Below are 12348 nucleotides of genomic sequence, written 5' to 3'. Positions count from 1 at the left end.
GGGATGGGGCACACTCAACCCATGCGTACCACTGGACGGAACGGCGACGGGCTCGTGACCGCACGGGTCGCCGCCGTGCTGGAAGCCTTCCGCCCCGGCGACGACGCGCTGGGCGTCTCCGAACTGGCGCGCCGGACCGGCCTCGCGAAGACGACCGTGCACCGGCTGGCCGGGCATCTGGCGGATACCGGCCTGTTGGAACGCGACGGCACGTCCGTCCGGTTGGGACTGCGGCTGTTCGAGATCGGCCAGCTCGCGGTGCGCCGCCGCGGCCTGGTCGAGGCGGCGCGGCCGTACCTGGCGGACCTGCGGGAGGCCACCCGGAACACGGTGCATCTCGCGGTGCTGGAGGGCACCGAGGTGGTGTACCTGGACGTGCTGCGCGGACCGGACGCGCCGGATCTGCCGTCGCGCACCGGCGGGCGGTTCCCGGCGCACGCGACGGGGGTCGGGAAGGCGATTCTGTCCCGCTCCCCCGACGACGTCGTGACGCGCGTGATCGACGCCGGGCTGCCTCGGGTCAGCTCTCGGACGATCACCGCGCCCGGATTGCTGCGGCGCCAGCTGGCGCGGATCCGCGAGGACGGGATCGCGTTCGAGCGCGAGGAATCCGGCATCGGCGTGGTGTGCGCGGCGAGCCCGCTCGTCGACGCGAACGGGCTCGCCGTGGCCGCGGTGTCGATCTCCGGATGGGCGACGCGGATGCGGACCGAACGGGTCGCGCCCGCGGTGCGGACAGTGGCGTTGGCCTTGTCGCGGACGGTTTCCGAGACCTGATCAGCCCTTGCTCAACCGCAGGAGCAAGGCGACCGCGTCCTCGGAATGCCCCTCCGGGGTCAGCACTTCCTGCAGCAGCAGACCGCGGATCGCGGCGACGGCGACGGTCGCCATGGTCCGCGCTTCCTGGGCACCGCGCCCTTCGCGTTCCGCCAGCGAGGCCAGCATCTTGGTCAGGTCGTCCAGCGAATCGACCAGCTCGCGAAAGTCTTCCGGCCGGTACGCGGCCAGGCCCGCGACGTGAAAGAAGCCGCGGACCCGGGACAGCTGCTCCGGGCGGGTGTAGGTCCGCCAGATCGCCACGACGAAGTCGTCGAAGGTGCTCTGCTTCGCCCTCTCGAACAGCACCTCGTTGTCGCGGGCGCGCTGCGCCTTGAGCATCGCCGCCAGGACCCCCGGCAGCGACCCGAAGTGGTACCGCAGCAGGGCATGGCTGGTGTCGGCCCGGGCGGCGACCTCCCGCAGCGACACGTCCGGCGAGGGAAGCGTCCCGTCGAAGGCGCCGAGGAGCCGGGCCAGGAGCCGCTCGCGGGCGTCGCCGGCGGGTTCCGTGCTTGACAAGGTCACCGCCGCAGTTTATCCATTGGAAAAGACGGGTGCAACGGCGGAGGGAACGGCTTGTGGGACGATTTCAGGTAGTCGGCGCGACGGTCGTCGACGGGACGGGGCGCGATCCCGCCGAGGGCACCGTCGCCGTCGAAGACGGGCTGATCGCCCAGCCCGGCGCGGCCGGCGAGCGCCTCGACGCCGACGGGCTGACGATGACGCCCGGCCTGATCGACGCGCACGTCCACTTGGGACTGTCGAGTCCGATCGAACCGCAGTTTTCGTTCCAGCTCAGCGTCGCCGAGCTGGCCGCGGACATTTTCGCCACCGCTGGTGCAACGCTGGACGCCGGTTTCACGACCGTCCGCGACACTGGCGGGATCGACGGCGGGGTCGTCACCACGATCGCGAAGGGCAAAGTGCGGGGGCCGCGCGTGCTGTCGTGCGGACCGGTGCAGTGCCAGACCGGCGGGCACGGCTATTACGGGGCTGAGTGGGAGCCCACCGAGCTGTGGAGCAGGCACCACATTCCGGGTCTTTGCGCCCTGTCCATGCAGTCCGGCAACGCGAACGAGCTGCGCAGCAACGTGCGCGAGGCCTTCCGGCGCGGTGCCTCGTTCCTGAAGCTTTGCGTGACCGGCGGGGTGGTCAGCGCGCACGACCAGCTGACCGACACCCAGTTCACCGTCGAAGAAATCGCCGTCGCGGTGCAAGAAGCCGCCGCTCGCGGCACCTACGTGACGGTGCACGCGCACAACAACGAAGGCATCCGGAACGCGGTCGAGGCCGGGGTGCGCTGTGTCGAGCACGGCACTGACATCGACGAGTCCACAGCCGCATTAATGGCCGCTCACGACGTCGCGCTGGTCCCGACATTCGCGGTTGTGGAGCACCTGCTGCGGGACACCGCGAGCACCGGCCTCAACGAATCGATCCGCGACCGGGCGCTGGGCGTCCGCGAGCGGATGGCCGAGGCGCTCGCGTGCGCCAAGGAAGCCGGGGTGCGGATCGGGCTGGGCTCGGATCTCATCGGCCCGGCCCAGGACCGCCGCGGCGAAGAACTCGCCCTGCGGGCCGCGCTCGAGACACCGATGGACGCTCTCGTGGCGGCCACGAAAACCAACGCCGAGATCCTCGGCCTCTCCGGCGAGGTGGGCGTCCTCGCTCCCGGACTGCGGGCGGATTTCGTGCTCTGGAACGGAAACCCGCTCGAAGACCCCCGGCTTTTCGCCGACCCGGCCAACGCGATCGTCGTCGTCCAGGCCGGCCGCGTAGTGAAGGACCTCCGATGAGCGCCATGTGGCACGGCTGCCTCGCCGACACCGACTACTTCGAAATCCGTTCCAGCGCGGGGCACGCGTACGGCGTCTGGGTCACCACCCCGCCGGGCTACGACCCCGCCACGACGCGAGCGCCGGTCGTGTACGTGCTCGACGGCAACTGGGCGGTCGGCCTGACGGCCCCGCTCATCGTCACCCAGGCGGACCCCATGCAGCCGATCCAGCCGTATCTCCAGGTCAGCGTCGGCTACGCGGGCGAGGAGGCGCAGCATTGGTCCCGGCTGCGCAACCGGGACCTCGTGCCGCCCGGCGAGCCGATCGGCCGGGAGTTCGTCGACGCCGTCGAGATGGGAGTCGAAACCGGCAGGATGACCCGCGAACAAGCCGACGCCTACCTCGCCGAACTGCGCGACACCCGGGCCGACGCGTTCCTGGCCTTCCTCGCCGAAGAACTGCACCCGCGAATCGAACGCGACTACCGGACGGCCGCGAGCGGGCACGGTCTCTTCGGCTACTCCTACGGCGGGCTTTTCTGTCTCTACGCCTGGCTCAGCGGCCGCTCCCTCTTCGAGAGCATCGGAGCGGGCAGTCCCGGCGTCGTCGGGGAAGACAGCCGGATTTTCGCCCAGCTCCGCGAGCTCGGCGACGGCCTGCCCGCCGCCAAGCTGCACGTGACCTTCAACGAACAGGAGCTGCTCGGCGAGCTGCCCGTCTACCAGAACCTCGCGAAGAACACGGCCACGCTCCTGCACCGCCTCGCCTCGCCCGCCGTCACCAGCGAGGTCCTGCGCGAAACGCACGTGACCGGGTTGCCAGCGTCGTTTCTCAGCTACCTCAGGACTTGCCGGTCCCGGTAGCGACGTGGACCGCGGGTCGCCGAGCTTCCCACGGCATGGCCTGTTCCAGGAACGCCGCGACCCGCAGCAGCACCGACTCCGAACACACCGGACCGCCCAGTTGCACCCCGATCGGCAGCCCCCGCGCCGACTGGCCGAGCGGAAGGCTGATCGCCGGAGCGCCGGTCTGGTTGAACAACGGCGTGAACGAGCACGCGTCGAAAAGCTGCCTCGTCCACTCGCCCGCGGCCAGCTCGGCGTTCGCGTCCAGCCGGCCCAGCGGCAGCGCCGGGGTGTTCGTCGTCGGAGTCAGCAACAGGTCGTACTCGGTGAAAAACCGGCCTGCCGCCCGGGAAACGACGTTCATCGCCCCCAGCGCCGCGGTCAGTTCCATCGCGCTGAGGGAACGGCCGTACTCGACGCACGCCCACGTGGTGCGTTCGAGATTCTCCGGACCCGCCGCGACCCCGGTCATCTCTTCGATCCCCGCGACCGCCGCGGCCAGGAATCCCGACCACAGCACCTGGTTGGCGTGCAGGAACGACTCCCATTCGAAGACCGGCGTCGCGCGTTCGACGTGGTGGCCCGCCGCTTCGAGCACCTCGACGACAGCTTCGACGGCGCGCGCCACCTCCGGGTCGACGTAACTGCCCGACCAGGATTCGGTGTGCACCGCGATGCGCAACCGTCCCGGGTCCGCGCCGACTTCTTCGAGCCACGGGCGCGCGGGCGGCGCGAGAACGTACGGGTCGCCCGGACAGCTCACCGCGACCTCGTCGAGCAGTGCCGCGGTGTCGCGGACCGTCCGCGTCACCGCGAGTTCGACCCCCATGCCGTACAACGGATCCGAGAAGTCCGGACCGGCGGGCACCCGGCCCCGGGTAGGCTTCAGCCCGACCAGGCCGGTGCACGCCGCGGGCACGCGGATCGACCCGCCGCCGTCGTTGGCGTGCGCGATCGGGAGCGCCCCGGCCGCGACGAGGGCCGCCGAACCGCCGCTGGACCCGCCGGCGCTGTGCCCGGTGTTCCACGGGTTGCGCGTCGAACCGTAGGCCAGCGCTTCGGAGTTGCCGTTGAACCCCAGTTCCGGCGTGGTGGTGACGGCCAGCGTCGCCAGGCCCGCCGCGCGGAACCGCTCCATCAGGTGCGTGTCCTCCGGCGGCACGACGCCCTTGCCGAGCAGCCGCGTGCCCATCCGGGTCGGCACGCCGGCGGCGTGCAGGACGAGGTCCTTGATCGCGAACGGGACCCCGGCGAACCGGCCGTCGCGCGAGTACTCGAGCGGACGGTCGAACGGGCCGTCGGCGACCGCGTTCAGCTCCGGGTTCACCTTGCCGATCGCTTCGACGGCCAGCGCGGCGACCTCCGCGGCGGCGACCTCTCCGGAGGCGATGAGCGCGGCCAGCGCGGTCGCGTCGAGGGCGGCGTATTCGTCGAGGCGCATCGAGTTCTCCTTCAGCCGGGGAACCGGAACGCTACGAGCGGGCCACCGCCGCCGCATCGGCCTAAAAGCCGATCCGCTCCCGCCGCGTTGACATTACGGACAGCGGGCGTTCATGCTCGCCTCCGGCAGCGGAGGTTCGGACATGGCCGCGGATGTGCAGTGGTGGGCTCGGTTCGCTCGGGAAGTGCGCGCGGCGGGCCGGGGCGACCTGCCCGTCGAGACGCCGTTGCGCACCGTGCGCGACAAACTCGGGTTCGACTGCGCCGCCCTGGTGAGCGGCAGCAGACAGCGCACCACGACGGTCAATCTCGGCTATCCGGCGGACATGCTCGGCTACCTCACCACGACCTACCGCTGGAAATGCCCGATCCACCGGCGCGCGGCGCGGTTGGGCCTCCCGCTGCGCTTCGTGGACGTCCCGGACGTCCACGAGACCAGGACGTACCGGGAAGGCATCCAGCCCTACGGCTTCCGCGAAGGGGTGACGCTGCCGCTCGCGCCGGGTGCCGGTCCGGAGCGGAGTTTCGTAGCGCTGAGTTCGACTCATGACCGGCCGCTCGACGACGGCTCCGTTCTCGCGCTCACGATGCTGTCCCACGATCTCGCCGCGCTGGCCGACCCCGGCGCCGAGCCCGGCGATCCCGCGGCCGACGTCGTGCTGTTCGTTTCCCCGGGCAAGGTCGAGGTGCGCTCGGCCTTGCCCGCGCGACTGCCGCTGAACGAGCGCGAGTCCCGGCTCGCCGCGCGGTGCGCCACGGCCGAGCGGACCGGATTCCGGCACCGCGACGCGGACGGCGGCTGGTGGCGGGTGCTGGCGCGGGCGCGCCGCCCGGACGGCGTCCTGCTGCGGATCTCCCGGGTGCCCGAGCCCGGGCCGCTGACCGGGCGGGAACTGGACGTCGTCGGGCTGGTCGCGCGCGGATGGTCGAACGAGCGGATCTCGGCGGCGCTGGGGATCACCGTCCGGACGGTGCGCAGCCACGTCGAGTCGGCGCTGGTGAAGCTCGACTGCGCGAACCGGACCGCGCTGGCCCGGCACGCGCTCGAACACGACCTCGACACCCTTAGCGCGTTGGAGGCCGCACACCGCTGATTGTGTCACAATCCTTGCGCCCATGCTGCGCGCTATGCTTCACTCCTCCCGCCAGTTCTTTGCACAAACGCCGATGCAGCACGCAGTTCATCGGCTCGCGATTGTGTACCAATTCCCGGTGGCCAGGAGGCAGCGGATGACCACGTTCGAACCCGAGCACCTGCCCCGCCGGCCGATCCGGCGGCGGCTGCCCCGGCCGTCCGAGATCCGGCCGCTGCTCACCTTCCGCCAGCCGCGGTTCGACGTGCGCGAGCGCCGCCTCGCCGCCGCGCACACCATCGACGACCTGCGCACCATCGCGCGCCGCCGCACGCCCCGGCCGGTTTTCGACTACGTCGACGGCGCGGCGGAGCAGGAAATCAGCCTCGGCCGGGCCCGGCGGGCCTTCGAGGAGGTCGAACTGCACCCGCGCGTGCTGCGGGACGTCACCGAGGTGGACCCGTCGACTGCAGTCCTCAGTGGACAGTCCACGTTGCCGCTCGTGCTCGCGCCCACCGGGTTCACGCGGATGATGCACCACGAGGGCGAGATCGCCGTCGCCCGCGCGGCCGCCCGCGCCGGAATCCCCTACGTGCTTTCCACCATGGGAACCACCGATCTCGAGGACGTCCGGGCTTGCGCCCCGTCCGCCCGGCAGTGGTTCCAGCTCTACCTCTGGAAGGACCGCGCGGCGAGCGAAGCGCTGGTCGAACGCGCCGCGCGAGCCGGGTACGAAGCGCTCGTCCTGACCGTCGACACCCCGATCGGCGGGGCGCGGATGCGCGATGTCCGCAATGGACTGACGATCCCGCCCACACTGACCGTCCGCACGCTCGCCGGGATCGCGGTCCGGCCGTCCTGGTGGCTGAACCTGCTGACCACCGAACCGCTGCGGTTCGCCGCGTTGAACAGCTTCGACGGCACGGTCGAGGACCTGATCGGGACGATGTTCGACCCGTCGCTGACCGGCGAAGACCTGCGGTGGCTGCGCGGGATTTGGCCGGGAAAGCTGGTCGTCAAGGGGATTCAGAGCGTCGCGGACGCCGAGGTGCTGGCCGGTTCCGGCGTCGACGCCCTCGTGCTCTCGAACCACGGCGGCCGCCAGCTCGACCGCGCGCCGACCCCGCTCGAACTGCTGCCGCGCGTCGTGGACGCCGTCGGCGACGACTGCGAGGTCATCCTCGACACCGGCGTCCGGACCGGTGCCGACCTGGTCGCCGCGCGGGCCCTGGGCGCGTCGGCGGCGATGGTGGGCCGGGCCTACCTGTACGGCCTGATGGCGGCGGGCGAACAAGGCGTCGAGCGCGCGATCGACATTCTCCGCGCCGAGTATGTGCGGACGTTGCGGCTCCTCGGCGTCCCGCGCACCGACGACATCACCGCGGAACACGCGTCCCTGCGGCTGCCCGCCCGGATTTGACGGTGGGGTCGGCTAAGATCGGAAGCGGCGGTGGGAAGTTCTGCTGAAACGAGTGGCGAAGTGCGCGAACAGGCGGGCAGCACGCCCGGAAGCATCGCGCAGGCCCTCCGCGACGATCTCCTGGACGGCCTCCTCGAACCCGGGACCCGGCTCACCGAGGAATCGCTGAGCGCCCGCTTCGGCGCCGGCCGCCATTCGGTGCGGTCCGGCCTGCAGACGCTGGTGTCCGAGGGGCTCTTAGAACACCAGCGCAACAAGGGAATCGTCGTGCCCGCCGTGACGTCCGAACGCATCGACGCGATGTGCTCGTACCGCTCCATCCTGGAACTCGGCGCACTGCGGCTCGCGCTGCTGCAGAACGCGAGCTTCGACGCGGTGGACGAGGCGGTGCGGCGTCTCGAGTCGATGACCGCGGAAACCCCGTGGCGGCACGTGATCGAGGCGCACAGCGCGGTGCACACGGAAATCGTGGCGGCCAGCGGAAACCCTCGCGTGCTGGCCGCGCACCGGGCCTGCGCGAACGAACTCAACTGCATGCTCGCGACGATCCGGGCCGAATCCTCCGCCGCACACCTGGCGGCGACGCACCGGCACCTCGTCGGCCAGCTCCGCGCGGGCGGCGAGACCGCGCTCAAGGCACTGGAGGACGACCTGGAGCTGGGCGGCCGCGCGATGATGCACCTGGCGCTCCGCCGCCGGAACGAAGTGCCCCTGCTGCTGCCCGGAGACCTCGACGCGTGACCGCCCGCACCGGTTCTCACCGGCACGGCCACCACCCGCACCGCGATCAGCCCAGCGGCTCGTGAGCGCTGATCCCGGTTCTAACCGGGACTGCCGCTCACGAGGGCCCCGGCAGCCCAGCTCCGCACACACGCCCCCGCCAGCCCGCGGCCCCCGTGAGCCCTGGCCCCGGCCCTCACCAGCACCGCCGCGCACAAGGCCCGGTCTGCCCACCTCCGCACGAACGCCTCCGCCAGGCCGCAGCCCGTGAGCCCTCACCCCGGCACCGCCCCTACTGCGCGGCCACCGCCCTCTCCCCCGGCACCGCCCGCACCACCGGCGCCTCCTCCAGCAACCCGCGCCGCGCCAGCTCCGGCCGCACCCCCTCGCCGAACCAGTACGCCTCCTCCAGATGCGGGTACCCGGACAGCACGAACTCCGCCACCCCGGCGTCGTGGTACTCCTCGATCAAGTCCGCGATCTCCGCGAAACTCCCCACCAGCGCCGTCCCCGCCCCGCCGCGCACCAGGCCGATCCCGGCCCACAGACGCGGGTGGATCTCCAGGTCCCGCGCCGTCGTCCCGGCCCGGCCGCCGTGCAGCGCGACCATCCGCTGCTGCCCCACCGACTCGCTCGCCGCCAGCTGCGACTGGGCCTTCGCGATCTGCTCCGGGCTCAGCGCGTCCAGCAGTTTCTGCGCCTCCGCCCAAGCCTCCGCCGAGGTGTCGCGCGCGATCGTGTGCAGCCGGACGCCGAACCGGACCGTCCGGCCTTCCCGCTCCGCCAGCTCCCGCACCTTGCCGATCTTCTCCGCGACCTGCGCGGGCGGCTCGCCCCAGGTCAGGTAGACATCCGCGTGCCGCGCGGCGACCGGGAGCGCCGCCGCCGACGAGCCGCCGAAGTACAGCGGCGGCACCGGGTCCGGCGCGGCGAGCGTCGTGGCCCCTTCGACGCGCAGGTGGTCCCCGGCGAAGTCGAACGGCTTGCCCGACCACACGCCGCGCACGATCGACAGGAACTCGTCGGTCCGGGCGTAGCGGGCGTCGTGGTCGTGCCAGTCGCCGAAGCGGCGCTGTTCGACCGCGTCGCCGCCGGTCACGATGTTCAGCAGGACCCGGCCGCCGGACAGCCGCTGGAAGGTGCCGGCCATCTGCGCGGCGAGCGTCGGCGAGATGACGCCCGGGCGGAACGCGACCAGGAACTTCAACCGGCTCGTCTCGCGGATCAGCGCGGCGGTGGTCAGCCAGGCGTCCTCGCACCAGGTCCCGGTCGGGGTCAGCACGCCCTCGAACCCGAGCCGCTCGGCCGCGCGGGCGACCTGCGCGAGGTAGTCCAGGTCCGCCGGCCGTTGCGCGCTCGGGCCCTGGGACTTGTTGGCGTGGAAGCGTTCCACGATCGTCCGGCCGTCCCCGCTGGTCGGCAGGAACCAGTGCAGTTTCACGCTCATCCGTTCCTCCTCGCGGCCTCGATGTCGGGCCCGTAACGGCGGTCGACGAACGCCGCGAAGTCGACCTTCCCGGGCAGCGTGCCCTCGTTCGTGAACGCGTCGGAAAGCTGCTGTTCGGACGCGACGACCGCGTCGTCCAGCGGGATCGGCCGGTCCCGGCCTGCCGAAACCGCCTTCTTCGCCACTTCGAGCTTCAGCCCGGTTTCGGCCGCCCACGCGCGCGCCCACTCGTCCGGATGGGAGTTCGACCAGAGCTGGGCTTTCACCACGCGCTGCACGAAATCCCTGATCGCCGAGTTCTTGCCCGGATCGGCCAGCGCGGTGGTGCTGGCGGTCTCGAAGGCGAGCCCGTTGGACGCGCCGCGACCGTCGGCGAGCACCCGGGCGTGGGCGTCGATCTGCGCCTGCGCGGTGTAAGGATCCCAGATCGCCCACGCGTCGATCTGGTGCTGGGTGAACGCGGCGAACGCCTCGGACGGCTGCAGGAACGAGAGCTTGATGTCCTTTGTGGACAGACCGGCCTTCTTCAGCGTGTTGAGCAGCTGCCCGTGCGCCGAACTCCCCTTCGCGACGCCGACCGTCTTGCCCCGCAACGAAGCGACGTCGGTCAGCGGCGAATCCGGCGGCACCAGGATGGTTTCCCGCTCCACATTGCTCTTCGCCACGCTCACCACGGAGATCTTCGCCTTCGACGCCGCGGCGAAAATCGGCGGCGTGTTGCCCACCCGGCCGATGTCGATCGCTCCCGCGGATGCCGCCTCCAGCAACGGCGGACCCGAGGTGAAGGTGGACCATTCGATCCGGTACGGCGTGCCGCTCAGCTGATTCGCCGCGGTGAGCAGGGATTTCACCCCGCCCTTCTGGTCGCCGACCCGGAGCGTGACCTTTTTCAGCTCCGCCGGCGAAACCGCGGCCGGAACCGGCGCGCGCCCGTCCGACGCGGCCGACGAGCAAGCGGCGAGCCCGGTCAGCAGCAGCGCCGCGGCCAGGACGTTACGCAGATGCACCTTCGGTCACTCCCAAATCGGCCAGGACGCGGCTGCGCACCTCGGCGTTGTCGGCGGCCTGCCGCGGACGCGGCTGGCCGAGAACGTGTTCGGAGACGATGCGGCCCTCGCCGAGGACGAGGATCCGGTCGGCGAGCACGAGCGCCTCGTCGACGTCGTGGGTCACCAGCAGCACCGCGGGCCGGTGCGTGCGCCACAGATCCTCGACGAGCCGGTGCATCGCCAGCCGGGTCAGCGCGTCGAGCGCGCCGAACGGTTCGTCCAGCAACAGCAGATCCGGCTCGCGAACCAGCGCGCGGGCAAGCGAAACCCGTTGCGCCTCACCGCCGGACAGCGTCAGCGGCCACTTGTCGGCATGCTCCGCCAGCCGCACCTCGGCGAGCGCCTTCTCCGCGACGGCGCGGTCATTGTCCTGCCGCAGCCCGAGCACGATGTTGCGCCAGACTCTCCGCCACGGCAGCAACCGGGGCTGCTGGAACGCGACGGAAACCGTCCCGTCGACACTGGCGGTGCCCTCGATCTCCGGATCCAGCCCGGCCAGCACCTTCAGCAAAGTAGACTTCCCGGACCCGCTCCGGCCGAGCAGCGCGACGAACTCGCCGCGGCCGATGTCCAGATTGAGTCTGTTGAGGACAGTCCGGTCGCCGAATTTCTTCGTCAGGTCATGGACTTCGACTACCGGGCTCGCCATCGCAAGGCCCTCCTTTCGAGCAGCCGGACGAGCGCGTCGGTGACGAGGCCCAGCACGGCGTAGACCACGAGCCCGACCACCACGACGTCGGTGCGCAGAAATTCGCGGGCATTGTTGATGAGATAACCGATTCCGGCGTCGGCGTTGACCGTCTCGCCGACGATCAGCGCCAGCCACGCGACGCCCAGCGACTGCCGCAACCCGACCAGCGCCTGCGGCAGCGCACCCGGCAACACGACGTGCCACAACCGTTCGGCGCGGGTGAATCCCAGCGCCCGCGCGGCTTCCACGAGCTGCGGGTCGGCCGTGCGGATTCCCGAGTGGACATTCAGGTACAGCGGAAACGCCACGCCCAGCGCGACCAGGAAGATCTTGGTCTCCTCGCCGATCCCGAACCACAGGATGAACAACGGGATCAGTCCCAGGAAGGGCAGCGTCCGCAACATCTGCACCGGCGGGTCGACCAGCGCCTCGCCCCAGCGCGACAACCCCGCGACGGCCCCGAGCAGCAGCCCGGCGAGCGCCCCGAGCGCGAATCCGGCGCCGACGCGGCCCAGCGAAACCGCGAAGGCGCTGCCGAGTTCGCCGCTGCGGGCGACGTCGACCCCGGCTTGCAGGACGGTCCAGGGCGAGCTGAGTTTGTCGGGCGGCAGCGCGCCGGTCGAGCTGGCGATCTGCCACGCCGCGACCAGCGCGACCGGGCTGATCCAGCGGCGCAGCGACGGCAGCCGCCGCCGCGCGCGCTTCGGCGCCGCCGTTTCGGCGCGCGGCAGCACGCCCGTGGTGGAAATCGACACGGATTTCTCCCGGGTGGGGGTTTTCGGTTCAGGGAAAGGAATTCAGCGGCGGGCCGGACAGACCGCGCTCGCCTGCTGCCGGAGGTCGACGTGCAGGCGGCAGACAAGGAGGACGCCGCGCTTCATGCACCGAGCTTCGATCCCCGGACGGGTGAAGTCAATGGCGTGCCGGACTGCTCTCACGCACTGGAATCCGCGCGGCGGTGTGCCGGGTTTGTTCACCGGGCGGACCGGCGAATGCCCGGGATGCGGGACAGTTTTCCCGCCCGGTTGCCGAACATGGCGGTTGCTCCGGGGAGCGCTCCTCGCCG

At 71.3% G+C, this 12348-nt stretch carries 12 protein-coding genes; 6 read left to right on the top strand and 6 right to left on the bottom strand.

The genetic code is table 11. The annotated features are described in order from the left end of the window. The first annotated feature begins 21 nt into the window (after nucleotides 1–21). Nucleotides 22–777, top strand: coding sequence for an IclR family transcriptional regulator (locus F9C11_RS26975; protein WP_409180159.1), 756 nt, complete (start codon nucleotides 22–24; stop codon nucleotides 775–777). Here F9C11_RS26975 and F9C11_RS26970 read toward each other — a convergent pair whose 3' ends face one another. Further along, entirely contained in the window at nucleotides 778–1344 is a 567-nt protein-coding gene (locus F9C11_RS26970; protein WP_409180158.1) for a TetR/AcrR family transcriptional regulator, read from the bottom strand. Between the two features lie 53 nt (nucleotides 1345–1397). On the opposite strand from F9C11_RS26970, the gene F9C11_RS26965 reads away from it, so the two are divergent. Together F9C11_RS26965 and F9C11_RS26960 are read left to right on the top strand one after the other, a co-directional pair. Continuing rightward, on the top strand, nucleotides 1398–2615 hold the full coding sequence (locus F9C11_RS26965) for an amidohydrolase family protein (RefSeq protein ID WP_409180157.1): 1218 nt from the start codon (nucleotides 1398–1400) through the stop codon (nucleotides 2613–2615). Beyond that, nucleotides 2612–3460, top strand: coding sequence for an alpha/beta hydrolase (locus tag F9C11_RS26960; RefSeq protein ID WP_409180156.1), 849 nt, complete (start codon nucleotides 2612–2614; stop codon nucleotides 3458–3460). Before F9C11_RS26965 ends, F9C11_RS26960 begins: the two co-directional genes overlap by 4 nt. Here F9C11_RS26960 and F9C11_RS26955 read toward each other — a convergent pair. Beyond that, nucleotides 3438–4883: an amidase gene (locus F9C11_RS26955; RefSeq protein WP_409180155.1), complete on the bottom strand. Its 1446-nt coding sequence runs from the start codon at nucleotides 4881–4883 to the stop codon at nucleotides 3438–3440. The genes F9C11_RS26960 and F9C11_RS26955 overlap by 23 nt on opposite strands. Nucleotides 4884–5025: 142 nt before the next feature. Here F9C11_RS26955 and F9C11_RS26950 point away from each other — a divergent pair, with 142 nt between their 5' ends. The 3 genes from F9C11_RS26950 (at nucleotide 5026) to F9C11_RS26940 (ending at nucleotide 8116) form a co-directional block, all read left to right on the top strand. Then, nucleotides 5026–5976 (top strand): response regulator transcription factor, encoded by a 951-nt coding sequence (locus tag F9C11_RS26950; RefSeq protein WP_409180154.1) that lies wholly within the window; start codon nucleotides 5026–5028, stop codon nucleotides 5974–5976. Nucleotides 5977–6112: 136 nt separating this feature from the next. Continuing rightward, the gene (locus F9C11_RS26945) at nucleotides 6113–7375 is read left to right on the top strand and encodes an alpha-hydroxy-acid oxidizing protein (RefSeq protein ID WP_409180153.1); all 1263 of its coding nucleotides are present in this window, start codon (nucleotides 6113–6115) and stop codon (nucleotides 7373–7375) included. A 60-nt stretch (nucleotides 7376–7435) separates the two neighbouring features. Next, on the top strand, nucleotides 7436–8116 hold the full coding sequence (locus tag F9C11_RS26940) for a GntR family transcriptional regulator (RefSeq protein WP_409180152.1): 681 nt from the start codon (nucleotides 7436–7438) through the stop codon (nucleotides 8114–8116). A 271-nt stretch (nucleotides 8117–8387) separates the two neighbouring features. Here F9C11_RS26940 and F9C11_RS26935 read toward each other — a convergent pair whose 3' ends face one another. The 4 genes from F9C11_RS26935 to F9C11_RS26920 are packed head-to-tail and all read right to left on the bottom strand — an operon-like array spanning nucleotide 8388 to nucleotide 12037. Further along, nucleotides 8388–9542: an LLM class flavin-dependent oxidoreductase gene (locus tag F9C11_RS26935; protein WP_409180151.1), complete on the bottom strand. Its 1155-nt coding sequence runs from the start codon at nucleotides 9540–9542 to the stop codon at nucleotides 8388–8390. Beyond that, complete coding sequence (locus F9C11_RS26930) at nucleotides 9539–10549, bottom strand: ABC transporter substrate-binding protein (RefSeq protein WP_409180150.1); 1011 nt, start codon at nucleotides 10547–10549, stop codon at nucleotides 9539–9541. Before F9C11_RS26930 ends, F9C11_RS26935 begins: the two co-directional genes overlap by 4 nt. Then, entirely contained in the window at nucleotides 10536–11240 is a 705-nt protein-coding gene (locus F9C11_RS26925) for an ABC transporter ATP-binding protein (protein WP_409180149.1), read from the bottom strand. Before F9C11_RS26925 ends, F9C11_RS26930 begins: the two co-directional genes overlap by 14 nt. Beyond that, nucleotides 11225–12037 (bottom strand): ABC transporter permease, encoded by an 813-nt coding sequence (locus F9C11_RS26920; protein ID WP_409180148.1) that lies wholly within the window; start codon nucleotides 12035–12037, stop codon nucleotides 11225–11227. Before F9C11_RS26920 ends, F9C11_RS26925 begins: the two co-directional genes overlap by 16 nt. Nucleotides 12038–12348 lie beyond the last annotated feature (311 nt).

The sequence above is a fragment of the Amycolatopsis sp. VS8301801F10 genome (assembly GCF_046195355.1).
Taxonomy (GTDB): domain Bacteria; phylum Actinomycetota; class Actinomycetes; order Mycobacteriales; family Pseudonocardiaceae; genus Amycolatopsis.
Note: the sequence above shows the minus strand (reverse complement) of the source record. Positions and strands in the feature narration are given on the sequence as shown.

Coding starts and splice junctions, on each gene's coding strand:
- F9C11_RS26975 (WP_409180159.1), top strand. CDS start 22: ATGCGTACCACTGGACGGAACGGCGACGGGCTCGTGACCGCACGGGTC.
- F9C11_RS26960 (WP_409180156.1), top strand. CDS start 2,612: ATGAGCGCCATGTGGCACGGCTGCCTCGCCGACACCGACTACTTCGAA.
- F9C11_RS26955 (WP_409180155.1), bottom strand. CDS start 4,883: ATGCGCCTCGACGAATACGCCGCCCTCGACGCGACCGCGCTGGCCGCG.
- F9C11_RS26950 (WP_409180154.1), top strand. CDS start 5,026: ATGGCCGCGGATGTGCAGTGGTGGGCTCGGTTCGCTCGGGAAGTGCGC.
- F9C11_RS26945 (WP_409180153.1), top strand. CDS start 6,113: ATGACCACGTTCGAACCCGAGCACCTGCCCCGCCGGCCGATCCGGCGG.
- F9C11_RS26935 (WP_409180151.1), bottom strand. CDS start 9,542: ATGAGCGTGAAACTGCACTGGTTCCTGCCGACCAGCGGGGACGGCCGG.
- F9C11_RS26925 (WP_409180149.1), bottom strand. CDS start 11,240: ATGGCGAGCCCGGTAGTCGAAGTCCATGACCTGACGAAGAAATTCGGC.